General features: G+C 40.5%; 26 protein-coding genes and 1 pseudogene. 25 read left to right on the top strand and 2 right to left on the bottom strand.

Annotation, left to right across the window (positions count from 1 at the left end; all coding sequences use genetic code 11):
* The first annotated feature begins 145 nt into the window (after positions 1 to 145).
* From aceE to acnB, 19 genes and pseudogenes are all read left to right on the top strand, one after another.
* Positions 146 to 2,812, top strand: coding sequence for a pyruvate dehydrogenase (acetyl-transferring), homodimeric type (gene aceE, locus M1F05_RS14020; RefSeq protein ID WP_206082679.1), 2,667 nt, complete (start codon positions 146 to 148; stop codon positions 2,810 to 2,812).
* A 13-nt stretch (positions 2,813 to 2,825) separates the two neighbouring features.
* Complete coding sequence (aceF, locus tag M1F05_RS14015; protein WP_206082678.1) at positions 2,826 to 4,676, top strand: pyruvate dehydrogenase complex dihydrolipoyllysine-residue acetyltransferase; 1,851 nt, start codon at positions 2,826 to 2,828, stop codon at positions 4,674 to 4,676.
* 204 nt (positions 4,677 to 4,880) lie between these two features.
* The gene (gene lpdA / locus M1F05_RS14010; protein ID WP_206082677.1) at positions 4,881 to 6,308 is read left to right on the top strand and encodes a dihydrolipoyl dehydrogenase; all 1,428 of its coding nucleotides are present in this window, start codon (positions 4,881 to 4,883) and stop codon (positions 6,306 to 6,308) included.
* A 288-nt stretch (positions 6,309 to 6,596) separates the two neighbouring features.
* Entirely contained in the window at positions 6,597 to 6,860 is a 264-nt protein-coding gene (locus tag M1F05_RS14005) for a hypothetical protein (RefSeq protein ID WP_206082676.1), read from the top strand.
* A gap of 27 nt (positions 6,861 to 6,887) precedes the next feature.
* Entirely contained in the window at positions 6,888 to 7,970 is a 1,083-nt protein-coding gene (locus M1F05_RS14000; protein ID WP_206082675.1) for a hypothetical protein, read from the top strand.
* A 16-nt stretch (positions 7,971 to 7,986) separates the two neighbouring features.
* Positions 7,987 to 8,310, top strand: coding sequence for a hypothetical protein (locus M1F05_RS13995; protein ID WP_036959259.1), 324 nt, complete (start codon positions 7,987 to 7,989; stop codon positions 8,308 to 8,310).
* A gap of 161 nt (positions 8,311 to 8,471) precedes the next feature.
* Complete coding sequence (locus tag M1F05_RS13990; RefSeq protein ID WP_241016780.1) at positions 8,472 to 8,774, top strand: hypothetical protein; 303 nt, start codon at positions 8,472 to 8,474, stop codon at positions 8,772 to 8,774.
* A gap of 194 nt (positions 8,775 to 8,968) precedes the next feature.
* Positions 8,969 to 9,205 carry a hypothetical protein gene (locus M1F05_RS13985; RefSeq protein WP_206082674.1) on the top strand — a complete coding sequence of 79 codons (237 nt, stop codon included), beginning with the start codon at positions 8,969 to 8,971 and terminating at the stop codon, positions 9,203 to 9,205.
* 103 nt (positions 9,206 to 9,308) lie between these two features.
* A pseudogene (locus M1F05_RS22780) lies at positions 9,309 to 9,377 on the top strand (dihydrolipoamide dehydrogenase); the annotation flags it as partial.
* Positions 9,378 to 9,859: 482 nt separating this feature from the next.
* Positions 9,860 to 10,015 carry a hypothetical protein gene (locus M1F05_RS13980; protein WP_206082673.1) on the top strand — a complete coding sequence of 52 codons (156 nt, stop codon included), beginning with the start codon at positions 9,860 to 9,862 and terminating at the stop codon, positions 10,013 to 10,015.
* A 151-nt stretch (positions 10,016 to 10,166) separates the two neighbouring features.
* Positions 10,167 to 10,532, top strand: coding sequence for a DUF596 domain-containing protein (locus M1F05_RS13975; RefSeq protein WP_206082672.1), 366 nt, complete (start codon positions 10,167 to 10,169; stop codon positions 10,530 to 10,532).
* A gap of 46 nt (positions 10,533 to 10,578) precedes the next feature.
* Positions 10,579 to 10,902, top strand: coding sequence for a hypothetical protein (locus M1F05_RS13970; protein WP_272516300.1), 324 nt, complete (start codon positions 10,579 to 10,581; stop codon positions 10,900 to 10,902).
* Positions 10,903 to 11,024: 122 nt separating this feature from the next.
* On the top strand, positions 11,025 to 11,237 hold the full coding sequence (locus M1F05_RS13965) for a hypothetical protein (RefSeq protein WP_206082670.1): 213 nt from the start codon (positions 11,025 to 11,027) through the stop codon (positions 11,235 to 11,237).
* Positions 11,238 to 11,266: 29 nt separating this feature from the next.
* On the top strand, positions 11,267 to 11,491 hold the full coding sequence (locus M1F05_RS13960; protein ID WP_004261965.1) for a hypothetical protein: 225 nt from the start codon (positions 11,267 to 11,269) through the stop codon (positions 11,489 to 11,491).
* 96 nt (positions 11,492 to 11,587) lie between these two features.
* Positions 11,588 to 11,935: a DUF3969 family protein gene (locus tag M1F05_RS13955; RefSeq protein ID WP_206082669.1), complete on the top strand. Its 348-nt coding sequence runs from the start codon at positions 11,588 to 11,590 to the stop codon at positions 11,933 to 11,935.
* A gap of 48 nt (positions 11,936 to 11,983) precedes the next feature.
* Positions 11,984 to 12,268, top strand: a complete 285-nt coding sequence (locus M1F05_RS13950; RefSeq protein WP_206082668.1) for a hypothetical protein — start codon at positions 11,984 to 11,986, stop codon at positions 12,266 to 12,268.
* 55 nt (positions 12,269 to 12,323) lie between these two features.
* Positions 12,324 to 12,686, top strand: coding sequence for a hypothetical protein (locus M1F05_RS13945; RefSeq protein WP_206082667.1), 363 nt, complete (start codon positions 12,324 to 12,326; stop codon positions 12,684 to 12,686).
* Between the two features lie 247 nt (positions 12,687 to 12,933).
* Positions 12,934 to 13,287 carry a VOC family protein gene (locus tag M1F05_RS13940; protein ID WP_206082666.1) on the top strand — a complete coding sequence of 118 codons (354 nt, stop codon included), beginning with the start codon at positions 12,934 to 12,936 and terminating at the stop codon, positions 13,285 to 13,287.
* Positions 13,288 to 13,728: 441 nt separating this feature from the next.
* Entirely contained in the window at positions 13,729 to 16,326 is a 2,598-nt protein-coding gene (acnB, locus tag M1F05_RS13935) for a bifunctional aconitate hydratase 2/2-methylisocitrate dehydratase (protein ID WP_047757406.1), read from the top strand.
* 54 nt (positions 16,327 to 16,380) lie between these two features.
* On the opposite strand, the gene M1F05_RS13930 is transcribed toward acnB, so the two are convergent.
* Positions 16,381 to 16,758, bottom strand: coding sequence for a VOC family protein (locus M1F05_RS13930; protein WP_206082665.1), 378 nt, complete (start codon positions 16,756 to 16,758; stop codon positions 16,381 to 16,383).
* 180 nt (positions 16,759 to 16,938) lie between these two features.
* Here M1F05_RS13930 and M1F05_RS13925 point away from each other — a divergent pair, with 180 nt between their 5' ends.
* The 4 genes from M1F05_RS13925 to M1F05_RS13910 all read left to right on the top strand — a co-directional run bounded on the left by M1F05_RS13925 (position 16,939) and on the right by M1F05_RS13910 (position 20,011).
* On the top strand, positions 16,939 to 17,304 hold the full coding sequence (locus M1F05_RS13925; RefSeq protein WP_206082664.1) for a YacL family protein: 366 nt from the start codon (positions 16,939 to 16,941) through the stop codon (positions 17,302 to 17,304).
* A 142-nt stretch (positions 17,305 to 17,446) separates the two neighbouring features.
* Positions 17,447 to 18,313, top strand: a complete 867-nt coding sequence (gene mscS / locus M1F05_RS13920) for a small-conductance mechanosensitive channel MscS (RefSeq protein ID WP_206082663.1) — start codon at positions 17,447 to 17,449, stop codon at positions 18,311 to 18,313.
* Positions 18,314 to 18,491: 178 nt separating this feature from the next.
* Positions 18,492 to 19,124 (top strand): arginine exporter ArgO, encoded by a 633-nt coding sequence (gene argO, locus M1F05_RS13915; protein WP_206082662.1) that lies wholly within the window; start codon positions 18,492 to 18,494, stop codon positions 19,122 to 19,124.
* A 155-nt stretch (positions 19,125 to 19,279) separates the two neighbouring features.
* Entirely contained in the window at positions 19,280 to 20,011 is a 732-nt protein-coding gene (locus tag M1F05_RS13910; RefSeq protein ID WP_206082661.1) for an oxidative stress defense protein, read from the top strand.
* Here the strand turns inward: M1F05_RS13910 and M1F05_RS13905 are convergent.
* Complete coding sequence (locus M1F05_RS13905; protein ID WP_206082660.1) at positions 20,008 to 20,922, bottom strand: LysR family transcriptional regulator ArgP; 915 nt, start codon at positions 20,920 to 20,922, stop codon at positions 20,008 to 20,010. The genes M1F05_RS13910 and M1F05_RS13905 overlap by 4 nt on opposite strands.
* A gap of 193 nt (positions 20,923 to 21,115) precedes the next feature.
* On the opposite strand from M1F05_RS13905, the gene rpiA reads away from it, so the two are divergent.
* Together rpiA and serA are read left to right on the top strand one after the other, a co-directional pair.
* The gene (gene rpiA / locus M1F05_RS13900; protein ID WP_206082659.1) at positions 21,116 to 21,778 is read left to right on the top strand and encodes a ribose-5-phosphate isomerase RpiA; all 663 of its coding nucleotides are present in this window, start codon (positions 21,116 to 21,118) and stop codon (positions 21,776 to 21,778) included.
* 482 nt (positions 21,779 to 22,260) lie between these two features.
* Complete coding sequence (gene serA / locus M1F05_RS13895; RefSeq protein ID WP_206082658.1) at positions 22,261 to 23,511, top strand: phosphoglycerate dehydrogenase; 1,251 nt, start codon at positions 22,261 to 22,263, stop codon at positions 23,509 to 23,511.
* Positions 23,512 to 23,551 lie beyond the last annotated feature (40 nt).

The following is a 23,551-nucleotide window of genomic DNA, read 5'->3' as shown; positions in this document are numbered from 1 at the left end:
ATATTATTGTGAATGCTCTAAAAGAGAGTTAAAGCGGCAACTACATCAGGGCCTATCTTCCCGCTGTTTTAGCAATATTGGGAAAATAGCGGGAAGATAGGCTCCACATAACCATATAAAATAGATAACAGATAAGGAATACACCATGTCAGATATGTTAAAAAATGACGTGGATCCGATTGAAACTCGCGACTGGCTACAGGCGATTGAATCGGTCATCCGTGAAGAAGGTGTTGATCGTGCTCAGTTTATTATCGAACAGGTATTAAGCGAAGCGCGTAAAGGCGGCGTAAGTATTGCTGCTGGTGCATCTGGTCGTTCTGATTACATCAACACAATTGCTGTTGAAGATGAGCCTGCATACCCTGGTAACATGGACTTAGAGCGCCGTATTCGCTCTGCAATTCGCTGGAACGCAGTAATGACTGTTCTGCGTGCGTCTAAAAAAGACTTAGAACTGGGCGGCCACATGGCTTCTTTCCAGTCATCAGCAACCTTGTATGAAGTCTGCTTCAACCACTTCTTCCGTGCTCATAACAATAATGATGGCGGAGACTTAGTATTCTTCCAAGGTCACATCTCTCCAGGTATCTATGCACGTGCTTTCTTAGAAGGGCGTTTAACTGAAGAGCAAATGAACAACTTCCGTCAAGAAATTGGTGGTAATGGCCTATCTTCATATCCGCACCCTAAATTGATGCCTGACTTCTGGCAATTCCCGACAGTATCAATGGGGCTGGGCCCAATCAATGCTATCTATCAAGCTAAGTTCCTGAAATACCTTGATAACCGTGGCCTGAAAGATACATCTGCGCAGCGCGTATATGCATTCTTAGGTGATGGTGAGATGGATGAGCCAGAATCTAAAGGTGCGATTACTATCGCAACACGCGATAAACTGGATAACTTAGTTTTCGTTATCAACTGTAACCTGCAACGTCTAGATGGCCCAGTAACAGGTAACGGAAAAATTGTTAACGAATTAGAAGGTATCTTTAACGGTGCTGGCTGGCAAGTTATCAAAGTTATGTGGGGTGACCGTTGGGACGAGCTGCTGCGTAAAGATACGAGCGGCAAACTTGTTCAGTTAATGAACGAAACTTTAGATGGTGACTACCAGACCTTTAAATCACGCGACGGCGCGTACGTTCGTGAACACTTCTTCAATCGTTACCCAGAAACTGCAGCATTAGTTAAAGATATGACTGATGATGAAATTTGGGCATTGAACCGTGGTGGTCACGATCCGAAGAAAGTCTATGCTGCATTTGCGAAAGCAAAAGAAACCAAAGGCAAACCAACTGTTATTTTAGCGCAAACCATTAAAGGTTATGGTATGGGCGAAACAGCTGAAGGTAAAAACATTGCGCACCAAGTGAAGAAAATGAACATGGACGGTGTTCGCCACTTCCGTGATCAATTCAATGTGCCAGTGGCTGATGAGCAAATCGAAAAACTGCCATACATTACTTTCGAAAAAGATTCCGAAGAGTACAAATACCTGCACGAGCGTCGCCAAGCGCTGGGTGGTTATTTGCCTGCTCGTCGTTCAACTTTTGATGAGAAACTGGAAATCCCTGCACTGGCAGATTTCAGCCAATTATTAGAAGAACAATCAAAAGAAATTTCGACCACAATTGCTTTCGTTCGTGCATTGAACGTGATGTTGAAAAACAACTCTATTAAAGAGCGTTTAGTGCCAATTATCGCTGACGAAGCGCGTACATTTGGTATGGAAGGTCTGTTCCGTCAAATCGGTATTTATAGCCCGAAAGGTCAGCAATATACACCGCAAGACAGAGAACAGGTTGCCTACTATAAAGAAGACTCGAAAGGTCAAATCCTGCAAGAAGGTATCAATGAGTTGGGCGCAGGTTCTTCTTGGTTAGCGGCTGCAACATCTTACAGTACTAACAACTTGCCGATGATCCCATTCTATATCTACTACTCAATGTTTGGTTTCCAACGTATTGGTGACTTAATGTGGGCAGCGGGTGACCAACAAGCACGTGGCTTCCTGATTGGTGGTACTTCAGGTCGTACAACGCTGAATGGTGAAGGCTTACAACACGAAGATGGTCACAGCCATATTCAATCACTGACTATTCCTAACTGTATTTCTTATGACCCTGCATTCGCTTATGAAGTTGCAGTGATTATGCAAAACGGTTTAGAGCGCATGTACGGTGAGAAACAAGAGAACGTGTACTACTACATCACGACTCTGAACGAAAACTACCACATGCCTGCAATGCCAGAAGGTGCAGAGGAAGGTATCCGTAAAGGTATCTACAAACTGGCTTCTGTTGAAGGTAGCAAAGGTAAAGTGCAGTTGTTAGGTTCAGGTTCAATGATGCGCCACGTTCGTGAAGCGGCAGATATTCTGTCTGCAGAGTATGGCATTGGTTCTGATGTTTACAGTGTAACCTCATTCACTGAATTGGCACGTGATGGTCAAGATTGTGAGCGTTGGAACATGCTGCACCCATCTGCAACACCACGCGTTCCATACATTGCACAAGTAATGAATGACGCACCAGCAGTTGCATCAACTGACTACATGAAACTGTTTGCTGAACAAGTTCGTACTTATGTACCTGCAAGTGATTACCGCGTACTGGGTACTGATGGTTTTGGTCGTTCTGACAGTCGTGAAAACCTGCGTCACCACTTCGAAGTGGATACCAGCTATGTCATCGTAGCAGCGTTAGGTGAATTAGCTAAACGTGGTGAGGTTGATGTTAAAGTCGTTGAAGAAGCGATTAAAAAATACAACATTAACCCAGAAAAAGTTAACCCACGTTTGGCATAAGAGGTAAATATCAATGTCTATTGAAATCCAAGTGCCAGATATCGGTGCTGATGAAGTTGAAGTCACCGAGGTGATGGTTAAAGTTGGTGATAAAGTAGAAGCAGAGCAATCGCTCATTACCGTTGAAGGTGATAAAGCTTCTATGGAAGTCCCATCACCACAAGCGGGTGTGGTAAAAGAAATTAAAATTGCGACAGGCGACAAAGTAAAAACTGGCTCGCTAATCATGGTCTTTGAAGCAGAAGCGGGTGCAGCAGCACCAGCTCCCGCACAAGCGCCAGCAGCCCCTGCGGCAGCACCAAGCGCAGCAGCGTCAAAAGACGTTGCTGTACCAGATATCGGTGGCGATGAAGTCGAAGTCACTGAAATCATGGTTAAAGTGGGTGACACCGTGACCGCAGAACAATCTTTAATTACTGTTGAAGGCGATAAAGCGTCAATGGAAGTCCCAGCGCCATTTGCTGGAACTGTTAAAGAAATCAAGATTGCGACAGGCGATAAAGTGAAAACTGGTTCGCTGATCATGGTCTTTGAAGTCGCAGGCGCAGCGCCAGCCGCTGCTCCAGTTGCACAAGCAGCGCCAGCGGCTCCAGCAGCCTCTGCAATTAAAGACGTTAACGTGCCAGATATCGGCGGTGATGAAGTTGAAGTTACCGAAGTGATGGTTAAAGTGGGCGACACCGTTTCTGCTGAGCAATCAATCATTACGGTTGAAGGCGATAAAGCATCAATGGAAGTTCCTGCACCATTTGCTGGTACTGTTAAAGAAATCAAGATTGCGACAGGCGACAAAGTGAAAACTGGCTCGCTGATCATGACTTTTGAAGTTGCCGGTGCGGCACCAGCTGCGGCACCAGTTGCTCAAGCAGCGGCACCAGCACCTGCAGCAGCTCCAGCTCCAGCTGCAAAAGCAGCTGATAGCAAAAATGAATTTGTTGAGAACGACGCATACATCCACGCAACACCGGTTATTCGCCGCTTAGCGCGTGAGTTCGGTGTTAACTTAGCGAAAGTAAAAGGCACTGGTCGTAAAGGCCGTATCCTGCGTGAAGACGTTCAAGCTTACGTGAAAGATGCAGTCAAACGTGCTGAGTCTCCAGCTGCAGCAGGTGGTGGTTTACCTGGTATGCTGCCATGGCCGAAAGTAGATTACAGCAAGTTTGGTGAAGTTGAAGAAGTCGAACTGGGTCGTATCCAAAAAATCTCTGGTGCAAACCTGAGCCGTAACTGGGTGATGATCCCACACGTTACGCTGATGGAAGAAGTGGATACCACTGAAGTTGAAGAATTCCGTAAGCAACAGAATAAAGAAGCAGAGAAGAAAAAACTGGACGTGAAAATCACGCCATTAGTTTTTGTCATGAAAGCAGTTGCCCGCGCTCTGGAAGAAATGCCGCGCTTTAACAGCTCGATTTCTGAAGATGCACAGCGTCTGTTCTTGAAAAAATATATCAATATCGGTATCGCGGTTGATACACCAAATGGCTTAGTTGTTCCTGTCTTTAAAGACGTTAACAAAAAAGGCATTTTAGAGTTATCTCGTGAACTGATGGAAGTTTCTAAGAAAGCGCGTGCAGGTAAACTGACTGCGGCTGATATGCAAGGCGGATGTTTCACCATCTCTAGCCTTGGTGGTATCGGTACAACTGGTTTTGCACCAATCGTGAACGCACCAGAAGTGGCTATTATGGGGCTGTCACGTTCTTCAATGAAACCTGTTTGGAACGGTAGCGAGTTTGTTCCTCGCCTGATCCTGCCTATGTCACTGTCCTTTGACCACCGTGTCATCGATGGGGCTGATGGAGCACGCTTCATCACCCTAGTAGGGCAATTAATGAGCGATATTCGCCGTTTAGTGATGTAAATAATAAGACCGGCTGATAGGCCGGTCTGTTTTATTTAGGCTGAGGCAGAATTTTTTGCTGCTGCTACGAAAGGTTGGGAGTTACATCACGAAATGAGCCTTTTCAGGGTGTTAACAATTCTGTAAACTGCTCTCGGTGTGTACTTTTCCAGTGGAAGATCGTTTATTCAGCAGTACCGCTGGACAAAACAAAAAGAGGTCATGATGAGTACTGAAATTAAAGCCCAAGTCGTTGTGCTTGGTGCAGGCCCTGCAGGTTATTCTGCGGCTTTCCGTTGCGCTGACTTAGGTTTAGAAACTGTTTTAGTTGAACGTTATTCAACCCTTGGTGGTGTTTGTTTAAACGTGGGTTGTATCCCTTCAAAAGCTTTATTGCATGTTGCAAAAGTGATCGAAGAAGCGAAAGCATTAGCAGAGCATGGTATCGTATTTGGTGAGCCAAAAACCGATATCTCTAAAGTTCGCTTATGGAAAGAAAAAGTCATTAATCAGCTGACGGGTGGTCTAGCTGGGATGGCGAAAGGTCGTAAAGTGACCGTCGTTAACGGTCTGGGTAAATTTACGGGTGCAAATACGCTGGTTGTTGAAGGCGAAAACGGTAGTACGACTATCAATTTCGATAACGCAATCATTGCAGCGGGCTCACGTCCAATTCAATTACCATTCATTCCTCATGAAGACCCACGTATTTGGGATTCAACCGATGCGTTAGAACTGAAAGAAGTTCCAGAGCGTCTTCTGGTTATGGGCGGTGGCATCATCGGTTTAGAAATGGGAACTGTGTACCATGCACTGGGTTCTCAAATCGATGTGGTTGAAATGTTTGACCAAGTCATCCCTGCGGCTGACAAAGATGTGGTTAAAGTATTCACCAAACAAATCAGCAAAAAATTCAACCTGCTGTTAGAAACGAAAGTTACCGCAGTTGAAGCGAAAGAAGACGGTATTTATGTGTCTATGGAAGGTAAAAAAGCTTCCGCAGAACCACAACGTTATGATGCTGTGTTAGTGGCTATCGGCCGTGTTCCTAACGGTAAAAACTTAGATGCAGGCAAAGCTGGCGTTGAAGTTGATGATCGCGGCTTTATCCACGTGGATAAACAAATGCGCACTAACGTTCCACACATTTTCGCTATCGGTGATATCGTTGGTCAACCAATGTTGGCTCACAAAGGTGTTCACGAAGGTCACGTTGCAGCAGAGGTTATCTCTGGTCTGAAACATTACTTTGACCCGAAAGTGATCCCATCAATCGCTTATACTGAGCCAGAAGTTGCATGGGTTGGTTTAACTGAAAAAGAAGCGAAAGAACAAAATATCAGCTACGAAGTTGCGACTTTCCCATGGGCTGCGTCAGGTCGTGCAATTGCATCTGACTGCTCAGAAGGTATGACTAAGCTGATTTTCGACAAGCAATCTAACCGTGTTATCGGTGGTGCGGTTGTCGGTGTGAACGGTGGTGAATTACTGGGCGAAATCGGCCTAGCAATTGAAATGGGCTGTGATGCTGAAGATTTAGCATTAACTATCCATGCTCACCCAACACTGTACGAATCAATTGGTATGGCTGCTGAGATTTACGAAGGTAGCATTACTGATTTACCAAACGCAAAAGCGAAAAAGAAAAAATAATTTTCTTTAATCGCATAGATAAACAGTATCTCTAGTATGCTGTTTATCACCAAAGCGTATAGAAGCCAATGTGGAAACACATTGGTTTTTTTTATTTTTGTGAATATAAACAATTAGTCGCATGTGCCTGTCAATTATTTATTAAAAACGATATTAATCATTTTATAAATAATATGTTTTTAATTTTAATTAACGAATATTTATTAATAATAACGGTTAGTTGACTATAAAAATATTAAATTCTAATTTCTTTATTCTGTTTTTTATAACTAATAAGGAAGTTAGTTTATGGATGATGTGACACACCTAGGTACAATAACTGTAAGGGGAAACAATCCAAGAGAACATTTCAATGATTATTTTAATAATTATGATAATGCTCATGAAGATATTGATTTAACAGGGAGGTATGAAGGATTAAAAAATATTTTACATGAAAATCTATATGATAATAAAAATATAGCTCATATCCATGATGATGTTGATAATCACAAAGTCGATACTTTTCAAGATTCTTCTACTACAATTAAGGATGATTTAAAATCTAAATAAACATTAATTGAAAATGATTTAATTACATTGAGAAAGGATATTGCGGAGATTGAGAAATCGCCTGGCTGGAAATTTATCATTGATCCGCAAAAGTACCCTTGTACATATAAATGGAATTTTCAATCTTCAGACTCCTCAAAATTAAAAATTTCAGCAACCTTTAAATTTCGCACAATTGAAGATAGAGACAGGCTCCTCGCAGAGGATTTTGACGATAATATACCGGGTATACCGAGGTTTCCTTTTGATAATCTAGATCTATATATAGATGCGGTTAATAAGCGAGCTGACCGTGATGCTAGAAATCAATTGCTCGAAATTAAAAAACAACATAAAAGTATTACGGATAAAATTCAGTTTAATGTAAATGAATTAAATAAGCTGAAAATAGCCCAAAGTAGTGTATTTGCTGTTCCCACACCGAATGTTCCTACATTACCTCATGGCGTTGCTTCAAATTCACAAGTAACACAAACGGCAAATAGCAATATTGTAAAAGGTATCGAAAAGACATTAGGTAATATTCGCGATGGCCTAGCGGAAACGTTTGATTGCTCTTTTGGCATGAGTTGCTCAAATGATATAGATAAAGCAGCAAAAAATTCGAATGTTAGGAAACCTCATACTGGTGGCGACCAAATACCTGAGCAAGGTCGGATAGATACAGGTGGAAACCAAATACCCGAACAAGGAAAAATTGATACGGGTGGAAAACAGATACCTGAACAAGGGCGGACGGATACTGGCGGAGATCAAATACCTGAACATATAGATAATACGCATATAACCCCACTGCCTAATCAGATTACAGTAGAAGATATTGCCTATTTATCTGAAAACAAAAATAATATTAAAAATAAATGGCATCAGGGTAGTTTTAACTCTCCTGACGAATCATTACAGAAGCATTATGAAAAACATGGAAAAGAAGTTGGAGCGGGTAGTGTTGAGCAGTATAGAAACAAAGCTGAAGAATTTGTCAAAAACTTAAAAGGTGCTAGAACAGTGAAAGTAAGAGGTGCGACTGATAATGTGACTCGTTATTATAAAAATGGGAAATATTTAGATAGAACATCCGAAGGAAAGATAATATCTTTTGGAAAACAATAATATAGAGGGATATGTTATGTGGCATGATTTAAATATTACAAAAGTGAGCTGTATAGAGAAAACAGTTGCTGAATTCACAGTTACTATGATCCCTATTTTGCCTTACGCCAAAATGAAGATAAAAATTTATGAAGATCAGTCGGGTTTTTTTACAGGTATGACGGATTTAGCAATAAAAAGAAAATTTGATGGTTGCCCCGAGTGCGCTATTGGACGTGGAAGTACCATTGAGAAAGCGTTAGAAGATACTATCCTCTATTTTAAAGAAATGTTGAGTCAAGATGGTTTTACTGAGTTAACCGAAGATGATATTAGCTATGCAGAATGGTCTGATTTTTAAAAGTTAAAAGATCTCTGTAAGTGCAGGGATCTCTGTTAACAGTTTCACTCTCCCTCAGTCAGCCGGATAATCAACTGTCCGGTTTAGCGTGTGAGTGTGTAGTGGCTACCTTAGGCAATATTTGTGATGGCTTAGCGTAACCGTTTGATTGCTCTTTTGGAATGAGTTGCACAAATGATATAGATAAAGCAGCAAAAAATTCGAATGTAGGGAAAGAGTTAACAGCAGAAGAAAAAGAAGCGCTTGGGATCTCAAGTGGAAGAAGCACTAGCGGGACACCGAATGGTTTTGAGCCAGATGATGAAGAATATAGAAATAATCAAAGACAAAATGAGAGTAAATTTGAAAACTTTACTAAACAAGAGCTCATTTTTTCAGCCAATAAAATAATAAATAAGCAAAGGCTTTCTGTTGCTGTACGTGTGTGGGGCAAACATGCCGCTAGACCCAATGGCGTTTTTTAACCCTTAAATGGTAATCCAGCACAAAAAAATGCTGCTGCCGAGAACTTCATCCGAGAAATCTTTAACGATCCTAAAGTCGTTCGAAACGATTTAGGTGGCGGTGCATTTGAATATCGATTGCCTAGTGGAAAAGGCGTTAGATATAATACGGATGGCTCATTTAATACTGTGTTAGATCCAAAGAAGGCAATAAAATGAAAGATAATAAATTAGAACTATTTTTTTCAAGTCCAATGGAATATGAGAATCTAACGTTAGAAGTTCAATTAAATTGGGGGCGGGTTGCAGAAATTAATCAAGATAAAGGTGTAGACAATTTAGAAGTTGAACTATTTGGTTCAGATCTATCCCGCGGTTTTACAGCGAAAATGCCTTTAGATGATCTAATTTCAATATTAATTGAAGCCAGAGATACATTAAAGAAACAATAAACTTTTATTGAATTAATGGTCTTACTCGCTGTCAGCTAATTGGATGATTAACTGTCTAGTTTGGTGCGTGAGTGTGTAATTGCTACCTTAGGCAATATTCAGTATGGCTGCTGAGATTTACGAAGGTAGCATTACTGATTTACCAAACGCAAAAGCGAAAAAGGAAAAATAATTTTCTTTAATCGTATAGATAAACAGTATCTCTAGTATGCTGTTTATCACCAAAGCGTATAGAGGCCAATATGGAAACACATTGACTTTTTTTGTTTTTGTGAATATAAATAATTAGTCGCATGTGTCTGTTCAATTATTTATTAAAATCGATATTAATCATTTTATAAATAATATATTTTTAATTTTAACTAACGAATCTTTATTAGTAATAACGGTTAGTTGACTATAAAAATATTAAATTCTAATTTCTTTGTTCTGTTTTTTATAACTAATAAGGAAGTTGGTTTATGGACAAGATGACGCATGTAGATTCAATAACGGTTATTGGAACACGCTTACCTGTTAAAGAAAACCCATATATGCAATCTGAATGGGGGAACTATGACCATATTACTGACTAGTTTAGAGAGAGTGCTTTAAATAATGGTAACAGTTTATATGCTCTACCATATTCGAGATGAAGATACCAAGGATGAAGATATGAAAATTATTGGAATTTACTCAAGTTTTGAGCTTGCTCAAAAGGCTCAAGACAAGGTATCTAATCAACCTGGATTCATAGATTACCCTGATGGGTTTAGTATTAGTGAAGAAGTTCTAGATAGAGATGGTTGGGTTGATGGTTTTGTAGTTTAAAATAATTAAAGAGAGAGCCCGGTTCTGTGCTGGGATCTCCTTAGCCGCTTTACTCCCCTTCAGTCAGCTGGATAATCAATTGTCCGGCTTTACGCCAAGTAGAGAACGGCCTTGGAAAAAACGCAGAGATCAAGTTTAGGTAACAAGTAAGATGATATCAAATATTGAATATAAAACTATTGTTGAATACGCTGAAACCCAAGCCCTAGACGGATTATGGGCGTATATAACGCCAGATATGATTCCTTCACTTCATTTCATTTATGATAATTTTTCTTTTCAGGAAAGGAAAAAAATATTTTTTTGGTTTTTAGACAAATTATTACGTGATGGAAAATTAAAATTAGCTAAGTACGGTAAATTTTTAAGTGGTTCAATAGATGAACAATTGCAGTCATTCTATGCTGCATTTCCAGAAACAGAGGAGCAATTAATTGATCAATTTTGGTTTTTTGATGAAGGATGCCCTGGTGGAGCCGTTTGGGTACTTAAAGACGGGGCAGTAGAATGGACATAGAGCCGTGGAGGGTAGGTTCTATCAGATTAATAGAAAGGAATGTCTTATGTGGCATGATTTAAATATTACAAATGTGAGCTGTATAGAGAAAACAGTTGCTGAATTCACGATTACGATGATCCCTATTTTGCCTTATTCAAAGATGAAAGTGAAAATTTATGAAAGTCAATCCGGAAATTTTACTGGAATGACTGACTTGGCAATAAAAAGAAAATTTGATGGCTCTCCCGAATGTGCTATTGGGTATGGAGATACTATTGAAGAGGCTCTAGAAGACACGATCCTTTATTTTAATAAAATGCTAAGTCAAGATGGCTTCACTGAATTAACCGAAGATGATATTAGCTACGCAGAGTGGTCTGATTTTTAAAAGTAAGGATATCCCAGTCCACACTTGGAGCTAAATTAACGGTCTTACTCGCTGTCAGCCAACCAGATAATCAACCGTCCCGCTGGTTGAGGGGGGAGTGGCTAACTTAGGTAATATTCGCGATGGCTTATTCCAACCAAAAAGCTTCAGTATTGAATCAGGAAGCTAGAGCATTAATCGATGAAATATTAGATAATCCAAATGTAATAATAAGACCTAGAACTATTTATGAAAATAGGAAAAGAATTGAAGTGATTGATGCTAAATCACCTGATGGTCGGGTATTAAGATTTAGTATAGATGGTAAGAAATTTATTGGTTTTAGAGAGCCATAATGTTTGCAAATGATTGATGGGGGGATTTTATGTTGGAATACAGTGTTGGAAGTTCTTTAAGCCGAGATGATTTATATGCTGAGCTCTCCTTTAATGATGTTCAGTGGGGGGAAATTTCACTTTCTGAAGATAAGAAAGAGGTAAAAATTATTATTTATCCTGACTCGGATTTTTTAGAATTTAATTACAGTGAATTTTTATTATTGATAGAGAAAGCTAAAGATCATCTTTTACGTTTAGAACCTTTAGTTTGATTCTCGCATAAGCAGGTTGGTTCCTCCATTTTTAGCGTGGGGGAACCAAAGTGGCAGAGTCATTAATGTGAAAATTAAATGTGGTTGGAGTAATAGGTGACTAGGCTTAATTATAGTATTAGTGATAAACAGACGAGCAAATTTATAAGCTTATTAACTTTAGGTGTATTAACTGCATTAGATAAAAATTTGATATCAATTGATGAAGCGGAAGGATTCATTTTCAAACCGTATTTGGCCAAGTTACTTGAACAAATGGGTTCTGAGGAAAAATTGATAGATATAATAAACCTAGGTTGTGAATTAGATGATGTGGCAAGTTTATATCCAGAAGATCTTCACGTTCAGATAAAAGATCTATTAGACAAAACATTATCAGTAATCTCTCATAGTGAAAATTTAGGACGGTTAATTGATAAAGAAATTAATATTATTGATGACTAACTAAATGTTTAGAACATAAATGAAATTAAGAATGGTAAAGGTTAAAATATGAAAATAGAACTGAGTCTACTGGAAGAGGCTATAGTAGCCATTTTCAAAGAAATGAAAGTACAGGGAATGGATAATATAGACTTAGATGCAGATTTTTATTGGAATGTGCCTTCTGAATCTATTTATGATATATACAATGAGCCTACTCAGTTAGATATTGGGCAATTAGAGGCTGATTATGAGATGCTATGTAAAGCTAAAGAAAATGAACTACTTGTAAAATATAACTTAAAGAATATATCAGCCATTCTTCGTTATTTATCAGAAAAACACGCAATATAATTTGATTTGATGACGCTAAAGGTGTAAGCAATAGCTGGTTTTAAGTGAGTCTATAATGGAAAAAACGTTATATTTTAATGAAATTTTGAATGATTCAAAAGGGTTATGGTTATCAGGGCTCTTTGGTTCCATCGTGGGTTGGAATTCAAATAAATCTTTCTATGAACATCGGAGTATATTTTTTTCTATGATAAAAGATTTATTAGATGAGCAAGTAATTAAATTTTGTTCACCAGATGACCCTTTAGGCAAAGTGGTTCCGTACTGGAGTGCGAATAGCCAAGATATTATGAATTATCTTGAACAACACTGGCCTGAAAATGCGAAAGCAGAAGATGATGATGAGTTGAATTTCTACTTTTATGAAATGCCAGCAATTTTATGGCGAGATGAATCAGGAAAATATGTGGGTTCCTAAATTTTTATCTAAATTGGGTTAGAACAATACAATATTACTCTGTAAATAGTTCTGTATATTTACAGAGTCAATGTATTAGCCATTCTTCGTTATTTATCAGAAAAACACGCAATATGATCTGACTTGATGATGCTAAAGGTGTAGGCAAATGTTGGTTTGGCTATTGTTTACACCTTATCTGCATCTACTAACTTTCAATCATTCGTGTAAGCTAAAATAAAATAATACATATCAATAAGAAAGCGCTATGGAACTAAAACCCACTGCAATTTTAATTCATGTACCTGATGTTCAAGCGGGTTTGGCTTGGTACCAACAAGCCTTTCCACATGCTAGGGCGGAGTACCTGCCTGATTTTGATTTCACCTTATTACATGTCGGGGATTTCACCATTGAGGTGGTACAAGCGGATGCCAAAGTGAGCGAGGGTAAAAAAGGGACGGTATTGTATTGGCAGGTCGATAATTTTGATTTGGCTTTTGGGCATTTCACTCAGCTAGGGGCTAAGTTGTATCGTGGACCGATGTTAATCGATGGTAACAAGCAAATGTGTCAGTTCGTTGATCCCTTCGGAAACTTGCTTGGAATAAAAGGTCAATAAAATCAATTAAATCCTTTAAGTTTATAAAAACCAATCGCAATGATTTACCTTATCAATTAGTAATGTAAATAAAATTGCGATAATAAATATAATTTGTGATACCTGAGGGAAAAAGCCACAAAAGAGGGTGCTTTACTCAGTAAAATGCATTATAAAAAGTATGGTTTTTTCAGCTTTTTATGATGATTTATAGTCTCTTAAGCTAAAAAATAACCCGTAATTAAGTGTTAAGGCATGAAGTTAGTAGATAAATGTTACTTTCTTGTGAATGAATTAACATTACGTTTAAATTCTGCTATGCTGAGAGCCCGAAGCTGGGCATAATTTTACCGCCATTGAGATTATGCGAGCAAATTCCTCTGACCTGGCACCGGATGATAATTTTGTCAATAAGGTGCAGACAGCCGGGTATATAAATAACAAAGAAGCGAGGAGAACGTCGTGCTAGAAGAATACCGTAAGCACGTAGCCGAGCGTGCCGCTCAAGGGATTGTCCCTAAGCCATTAGATGCGTCACAAGTAGCTGCACTGGTAGAGTTACTGAAAAACCCACCCAAAGGTGAAGAAGATTTCTTGTTAGACCTGCTGACCAACCGCGTCCCCCCTGGTGTTGACGAAGCAGCGTACGTAAAAGCTGGATTTTTAGCCGCTATCGCAAAAGGCGAAACTTCCTCCCCTCTGATCTCCCCTGAAAAAGCGATTGAACTGCTTGGTACTATGCAGGGTGGATATAATATCCATGCACTGATTGAAGCGCTGGATGATGCTAAATTAGCTCCTATCGCGGCAAAAGCCCTTTCCCACACCTTATTAATGTTCGATAACTTCTACGATGTAGAAGAAAAAGCGAAAGCTGGGAATGCACACGCGAAACAAGTTATTGAATCATGGGCAGATGCCGAGTGGTTTAAACAACGCCCTGCGTTAGCCGAAAAAATGACTGTTACAGTGTTTAAAGTGACAGGCGAAACCAATACCGATGATTTATCACCTGCACCAGATGCATGGTCACGCCCAGATATCCCTCTGCACGCGTTAGCGATGCTGAAAAATGCCCGTGAAGGTATTGAACCAGATGACGCAGGTAACGTTGGACCAATCAAACAAATCGAAGCTCTGAGCAAAAAAGGCTTCCCACTGGCGTATGTCGGTGATGTTGTAGGTACGGGCTCTTCACGTAAATCTGCAACTAACTCCGTATTGTGGTTTATGGGCGATGATATTCCATTCGTGCCGAACAAACGCGGTGGCGGTGTGGTATTAGGTGGCAAAATTGCGCCTATCTTCTTTAATACAATGGAAGATGCGGGTGCGCTACCAATAGAAGTGGATGTGTCTAAACTAAATATGGGGGATGTCATTGATATCTATCCATTTAAAGGTGAAGTTCGCAACCACGAAACCAATGAGTTACTCGAAACGTTTGAATTAAAAACTGACGTGCTGATTGATGAAGTGCGTGCAGGTGGTCGTATTCCACTGATTATCGGTCGTGGTTTAACTAGCAAAGCGCGTGAGTCATTAGGGTTAGAAGCAACCGACGTCTTCCGTCATGCGAAATCTGTTGCACAAAGCAATCGTGGTTTCTCATTAGCACAGAAAATGGTGGGTCGTGCTTGTGGTCGCCCAGGTATTCGCCCTGGTGAATACTGTGAGCCAAAAATGACCTCAGTAGGCTCGCAAGATACGACGGGCCCAATGACTCGCGATGAGTTAAAAGACTTAGCGTGTTTAGGTTTTTCTGCGGATTTAGTGATGCAGTCATTCTGTCACACTGCGGCGTATCCAAAACCCGTTGACGTAACAACTCACCACACATTACCTGATTTTATCATGAACCGTGGTGGTGTTTCTCTGCGTCCAGGAGATGGTATTATCCACTCATGGTTAAACCGTATGCTGTTACCAGATACCGTTGGTACAGGTGGTGACTCCCATACACGTTTCCCAATCGGTATTTCGTTCCCAGCGGGTTCTGGTTTGGTGGCGTTTGCAGCAGCAACAGGGGTTATGCCTCTGGATATGCCAGAATCTGTATTGGTGCGCTTTAAAGGTGAAATGCAGCCAGGTATCACGTTACGTGACCTTGTACATGCTATCCCATTATATGCGATTAAAGATGGCCTTCTGACGGTTGAGAAAAAAGGGAAGAAAAACATTTTCTCTGGTCGTATTTTAGAAATCGAAGGTCTGCCAGAACTGAAAGTTGAACAAGCGTTTGAATTGGCGGATGCATCCGCTGAGCGTTCAGCCGCGGGTTGTACGATCAAACTGGATAAAGCGCCAATCACAGAATACCTGCAATCTAACATCGTCCTGTTAAAATGGATGATCGCAGAAGGCTACGGCGACCGTCGTACTATCGAACGTCGTATTAAAGGCATGGAAAGTTGGTTAGCGGACCCGCAACTGCTTGAAGGTGATGCAGATGCGGAATATGCAGCTGTAATTGAAATCGACTTAAATGATATCAAAGAGCCAATTCTGTGTGCACCAAATGACCCTGATGATGCGCGTTTGCTGTCTGATGTTCAGAACGAGAAAATCGATGAAGTGTTTATCGGTTCTTGCATGACTAACATTGGTCACTTCCGTGCCGCAGGTAAGTTATTAGACTCGCATAAAGGCCAATTACCAACACGTTTATGGGTTGCTCCACCAACGAAGATGGACGCCGCACAATTAACGGAAGAAGGTTATTATAGCGTATTTGGTAAGAGTGGGGCACGTATTGAAGTCCCAGGCTGTTCACTGTGTATGGGTAACCAAGCACGTGTGGCAGATGGCGCTACCGTCGTTTCGACCTCAACACGTAACTTCCCTAACCGTTTAGGGACTGGGGCGAATGTGTATCTTGCATCCGCTGAGTTGGCCGCTGTTGCGTCATTGTTAGGTCGTTTACCAACGCCTGCGGAATACCTGCAATATATGGACAAGGTGGATGAAACTGCGGCAGATACCTACCGCTATCTGAACTTTGACCAGTTATCACAATATACGGAAAAAGCTGACGGTGTGATTTTCCAAACCGCAGTGTAATCTGTTATTTTGTTAACGATGAGGCCTCTACTGACTAGAGGCCTTTTTTGTTGTCTAAAGATATTCCGAAATTTCAATCAGATTTAAATCCACATCACGTAAATAAATAGACAGAATGGGGCCCATTGCCCCTGTTCGTCTAACGGGCCCTTCAATAATCTCGATCCCTTGCTGCTGAATATGCGCCTGAACTTCAGTGAGAGGGATGTCACTGATAAAACACAAATCTAACGCACCGGGTACAGGCAAGTGTGCTTTGGGTTCAAACTCTTTACCATACTGATGAATATTGATTTTTTGCTGGCCAAATTGTAGGGCATAACGCTGTTCACCAAAGGTTATTACCTGCATTTTTAAAACGCGCTGGTAAAAATCAAGGCAGGCGTCTAATTGTGTTGTCGTCAGGACGATATGGTCTAAGCGATTGATCATTGCCGCTCCTATTCATTGCATTCATATCATTTGCATTAATTTTAAGCGAATTATATCGAGACGGCATTGAAATTGATGCCTTTCTTTAAATATCGCGCAATAGGCGTTAATACCGCTCAACAAATCGAATTGTCTCGCGTTATACTGAGCCATAATGACGCAAGAGTAGAGGTATTGCATATGGACTACCAATTTTTCCAAGACATAACAGGCGCTATTTCCGCAAAATTCTCGATGGATCATGAGGCGATTGGATATTGGCTAAATGAAGAGGTTAAAAACGACCTTAGTCTGCTCGATACTATCGAAGAAAATTACGAAAAAATAAAAGGCAGCGAAAATCAGTGGGAGCTAATTGGCCATGAATACACGCTGCTACTTGATGATGAAGAAGTGATGATTAAAGCCAATCAGTTGTCGTTTGAAACTGAGGGGCTTGAAGAGGGAATGAGCTACTATGATAATGAAAGCGTTGCCTTTTGTGGTATTGACGACTTCCTCTTAATGTTAAAGGATTATCGTGTTTTTGTTATCGAAAATCGATAAATGCATTTTTTTTAGTGATAAGTTTTGTATTTTAACAAATTATCATTATTATTTGCAGTGTGAAACTAGCGGTTTAACGCTTTAGTTAAGATAAGCTAGCGGAAATTTATTTTTTGATAACAAAAGCGAAAGGAACACACATATGAATACTGATGATGTTACAGGTGCGTTGAATGATGCAACGAACTGGTTTGTCGCAAACCAAGATCTGTTAGTCCAGTATGTGGTGAATATTGTTTCTGCCATTGTCATCCTGATTGTCGGTATGATGATTGCGAAATGGGTTGGTCGCGGTTTACACCGTGTGATGACCCTAAAAGGTATTGATAGCACTGTTAGTGACTTTTTATCGGCAATTGCGCGTTATACCATTGTTGCATTTACCTTAATTGCTGTTTTAGGCAAGATTGGCGTTCAAACGGCTTCTGTTATTGCGGTGATGGGTGCGGCTGGTTTAGCGGTTGGTTTAGCATTACAAAATTCACTGGGTAACTTTGCTGCAGGCGTATTACTGGTGGTGTTTAGACCACTGAAAGCGGGAGAATATGTGTCTATTGGTGCCGTGGAAGGTACAGTGCAAAATGTCCAGATTTTTTCCACTACACTGAAAACAGCCGATGACCGAATTATTGTTATTCCGAACGGTAAGATAATCGCAGATAATATCATCAACACAACTCGAGAGCCTAACCGTCGTCAAGATATTATTATTGGTGTGGCTTATGATTCTGATATTGATGTGGTGAAAAAAGTTTTAGGTGACATTGTTGCTGCTGATGGCCGTATTCAACATGGTAAAGGTGTGACTATTCGTTTGCATGATATGGCTCCATCGTCATTAAATTATTTAGTTCGTTTTTGGACAACAAATGGTGATGCGTGGCCTGTCTATTGGGATTTGTTAGAAGAATTCAAACGTGCATTAGATAAGCACAACATTGGTATTCCATTCCCACAAATGGATGTACATGTACATAAACAAGGTTCTGAAACCCACAAAATTCAATAAAAGAATTTTTAATTAGACTCAATAAAATAGCGCTATTTATGGCGCTATTTTTGTCTCTGTATTCCCATTCTATTATATAAGCCTAGCTTATGACCTATTAGAGTTAATCATTTCCACTAATAATTTTTTCTCGTTACTATTTGCGTGTACGAACTGAATAATTATTAGGATTTTTTGCATGTTTACAACTTATATCCAGGGTGCACTTCTTGGTGCAGCGATGATTTTACCGCTAGGGCCACAAAATGCCTTTATTTTACAACAAGGCAGTCGTAAACAGTTTCATATGATGAGTGCATTTCTATGCGCTTTAAGTGATACCGTGTTAATTATTGGTGGGGTATTTGGTGGCAGCGCTCTATTGAGCCAATCCGAAATATTGATGCAGTTAATTACATGGGCAGGGGTTATTTTTCTGGTGTGGTATGGCAATGGTGCGTTCCGTACTGCACTCAGCCCAGATGATGTTGTTTTACAAGCTGAAAATAAAGTGATTACTCGCTGGAAAGTGATAGTTACGCTATTTGCCGTCACATGGCTAAATCCGCATGTCTACTTGGACACATTCGTGGTGCTTGGTAGCGTGGGAGGGCAATTAGAAAGCCAATTACGGCCTTGGTTTACGGCAGGCGCGCTGACAGCATCATTTGTGTGGTTTTTTGCATTAGCGATTTTGGCTGCTTGGTTCTCGCCTGTATTGAATAAGCCAGCGTCACAGCGAATTATTAATATCTTTGTAGGAAGTGTGATGTGGTTTATTGCATTTCAACTTGCAATACAAGGGCTTAAAGGATTGGGGCTAGTATCCTAATAACAACATAACCTCAACAGAATGATAAATACTATGAATTTCTTATTATTCTGATCTGCACTTTTTTTATGATGTGTTACTGTTAATTTGTACTCGGGATAGTTTATGGTGAACTGTCCCTTTTTTAGCGACAAATTATTGTATTGGGAGGTTCTGTGAAATTAAAATCTTTAGTTCTCGCTGCCATGGTGGCAGGTGCAGCGGTTCCTACCCTGTCTCTGGCCGATGCGCTACCAAATGGCCCGCACATTACCACATCGGGTAATTCTGTTGTGAAAGCAACACCTGATATGGCGACATTGAATATCGTTGTGGAAGTGACAGCAAAAGATGCTGCGGCTGCGAAGGCTGCGGTAGACAAGCGTGTTGCCGAGTATTTCGAATTCTTAAAGAAAAACGGAATCGAGAAACAAGACATTAACGCCGCCAATGTGCGTACGCAGCCAAAATATGATTACAGCAGCGTGAAGCAAAAATCGACGATTGAAGGTTATACCGCAATCCGTTCAGTTGAAGTGAAAGTCACTAAACTTGACCAACTAAACACCCTATTAGACGGTGCGTTAGCCGCAGGTTTAAATGATATTAATTCTGTGCAATTTGGGGTGTTAAAACCTGAGCAATACCGTGATGCCGCTCGTGCGCAAGCTATCAAAAATGCGACAGAGCAAGCGACTGAAGTTGCAAAAGGGTTTAATGCACAGTTGGGCCCAGTGTATAGCATTAGTTACAATGCACCTGCGGCAGTGCCTTATCCAATAGCGGCAAGAGCTTATGGTGGTAAAATGAAAGCCGCTGCTCAAGATCTCAATATTGATGAGACCTATGAACAGCAAAGTATTGATTTTAATGACCAAGTTGATGTTGTATTTGAACTGAAACGTTAACTTTCAGTCTCATTTTCGTCTTCTTGTTTTAGCATCTGACGCCCAGTTTTTAAGAGGGCGTCAGTCACTCTCTTCATGGTACGGCTTTCGGGTGCAAAACGGTGCCAGTACAGCATACGACGTTGGCATAGCCCCGGTGTTAAGTCGACTAACTCACCATTTTTCAATTCTTCGGCAATTTGTAAATGAGGGATCATACAACAGGTAGAACCCTGCTTAGCTAATTGCACAAAGGCTTCTGACGAATTAACAATATGGCAAGGAACGCTGCCCGGCGATAAGCCAAAGTTTTGCTGAACAAAAGCTTGGTGCATATCATCCAAGTGGTCAAATGCGACTGCGGGGGCTTTTAATAGGGATGAGCGAGTGACGCCATCAGGGAAATATTTTGCGGCGAAATCAGGAGAAGCAACAAAGATATAGTCCAAGGCGCCTAGTTTATCTACTAAACAGCCGGGTAACGCTTGTGGCTGGATACTGATTGCACCCACCACTTCACCGCGTCTTAAACGTTCTTGAGTGCGTGTTTCGTCTTCCACTTGGATATTCAACCGAATAGGGCTATTGCCTAGAACTGGGTTGAGCGCAGGGAGAAACCACGTTGCTAAACTGTCGGCGTTAACTGCAAGGGAAAGTAATAGAGGTGTTGACCCTGTATTTTCATCTCCAAGCCACTGTTCTTCCAATAATTCAACTTGATGAAGCAGTGCTAACAGTTTTTGCCCTTGTTCAGTCGGATGTGGCGGAACGGTTCGCACAAGTAAAGGTTGCCCGAACAGGTTCTCTAACTGTTTTATCCGTTGTGAAACAGCAGATTGCGTGATGCAAAGCTTTTGAGCTGCACGCTCAAAGCCGCGTTCACGGATAACAGCATCCAGTGCTTGTAATGCGCGGTAGTCAGGGCGCTTCATCAAAAAGTCTCCTTGTTGTTATTCTGCTAAGCACTATGCCATATTTTTATTGATAACACCTGCAATTATTGCGAGCTTCCGACAAATCGCAAGAAGTAACGCACAAATGCAGCGAACAACACTGCAACTTATTTTCGGTTCGGTATATACTCATTCACAATTACGTCTCAATTAAATAGCAAAAGGCATGAGCATGACGCAGGATGAATTAAAAAAAGCGGTGGGTTGGGCAGCACTAGAATACGTCAAACCAGGCACAATTGTCGGTGTAGGTACAGGGTCTACTGCATCGCACTTTATTGATGCTTTAGCGACAATGAAAGGGCAAATTGAAGGCGCTGTTTCTAGCTCTGAAGCGTCTACTCAAAAACTTAAATCATTAGGTATTCCTGTTTTTGATTGCAATGAAGTGGATTCATTAGATGTTTACGTTGATGGTGCGGATGAAGTCGATCACCATATGAACATGATCAAGGGCGGTGGTGCTGCGTTAACACGTGAAAAAATCGTTTCTGCGATCGCGAAAACCTTTGTGTGTATTGTTGACCAATCAAAACTGGTTGATGTATTAGGTAAGTTCCCTCTGCCTGTTGAAGTTATCCCAATGGCACGTAGTTATGTGGCACGTGAATTGGTTAAACTGGGCGGTACACCAGAATACCGTCAAAATGTGATCACTGATAACGGCAATGTGATCTTAGATGTTCACAATTTAAGCATTGTTGATCCTGTCGCGTTAGAAAATACCATTAATGGTATTGCGGGCGTTGTCACTGTTGGTTTATTTGCTAATCGCGGTGCTGATGTTGTCCTGATGGGAACAACAGATGAAGGTGTTAAAACGATCAAATTATAATCGCTAATTATTTTGGTGAATTAATTGACCTAATTTATAGGCCAGCAAACTGTTTAGTTGCTGGCTTTTTTATAAGGTAAAAAAGGAATTAACGTATTTAGTTAGTGGGTAGATAGGAAAATAATTGACCAGTTTTATAAATATCATTAATTTGAAATTTATTTCATTATTTTTATTATTCCGCGATTTTGGTGATATATCTCACACTAATATGTATTGTGCAGGAAAAATCCTTATTTTGTGTTACTGCTCCTGATTTTCTACCATTTAACTTCTTTTTCTTCGCGCTTTTTAGCACCTCTTAAGCAAACGGTTGTATTGATACTGCGCGGAATTTTGCTATGTTGGTATACTCTTTTCAGATTTCAAGGTAGATGAATGTGCTGGTATGGATATGCCTTGAATTATGTTGAGCAAAACCATGAGTCAAACAAGCAAATTCATCTGTCACAAATTTAAAACGTTCACGATAGGGTAGGGAAATGGTCAAGGTATCTTTGCATAAAGACAAAATAAAATTTTTACTGCTAGAAGGTGTTCACCAGAGCGCTGTTGATAACCTAAAAGCGGCGGGTTATACCAATATTGAATACCATAAAAGCGCATTATCTGATGAAGAATTAAAAGAAGCGATCAAAGATGCGCGCTTTGTCGGTATCCGTTCCCGCACTCATTTATCTGAAGAGATTTTCGCCGCTGCTGAAAAATTAGTGGCGGTGGGTTGTTTCTGTATCGGAACCAACCAAGTGGATTTGGACGCTGCGGCAAAACGCGGTATCCCTGTCTTTAATGCACCATTCTCAAATACCCGTTCCGTTGCTGAGATGGTATTAGGTCAACTATTACTGCTGTTACGTCGTATTCCTGAAGCGAATATGCAAGCACACCGTGGCATTTGGGAAAAACAAGCAAAAGGCTGTTTTGAAGCACGTGGTAAGCGTCTTGGTATCGTTGGATACGGCCATATCGGTACCCAGCTGGGGATCTTGGCTGAAGGTATTGGTATGAATGTTTTCTTCTATGATATTGAAAATAAATTGCCTTTAGGAAATGCAACACAAGTGCGTTCTTTGACTGAGTTACTCAATATGAGTGATGTCGTCAGCCTCCATGTCCCAGAAACAGCTAGCACGAAAAACATGTTTGCTAAAGAACAGTTTGACCGCATGAAACCAGGTTCAATCTTTATTAATGCGTCACGTGGTACTGTGGTGGATATTCCTGCATTGGCAGCTGCGCTGGAAAGTAAGCATTTATCAGGTGCAGCAGTTGACGTATTCCCAAGTGAGCCTGCGGCAAATAATGACCCGAATGATCCATTTATTTCTGAACTGATTAAATTCGATAATGTGATCTTAACCCCTCATATCGGGGGCTCTACAGAAGAAGCGCAAGAAAATATTGGATTAGAAGTCGCAAGTAAGCTGGCGAAATACTCAGATAACGGTTCAACGCTCTCTGCGGTTAACTTCCCAGAAGTTTCTCTGCCAGTGCATACTGAAGATACTAACCGTTTCTTGCATATCCATGAAAACCGCCCTGGTATCTTGAATAGCATTAACCAAGTGTTTACTGAAAGTAACATTAACGTGGTGGGTCAGTATTTGCGGACATCTGGCAATGTTGGTTACGTCGTTATTGACGTATTGATGCAAACACCAAATCAAACAGATGAAGCGTTACAAAAACTGAAAGACTTACCAGGCACTATTCGTGCACGTCTGTTATTCTAATTTCGTATAACCCGTTTTATTTCTAATGCGATGGCGCAGG

The sequence above is a fragment of the Providencia sp. PROV252 genome, assembly GCF_033676005.1.
Classification (GTDB): domain Bacteria; phylum Pseudomonadota; class Gammaproteobacteria; order Enterobacterales; family Enterobacteriaceae; genus Providencia; species Providencia vermicola.
Note: the sequence above shows the minus strand (reverse complement) of the source record. Positions and strands in the feature narration are given on the sequence as shown.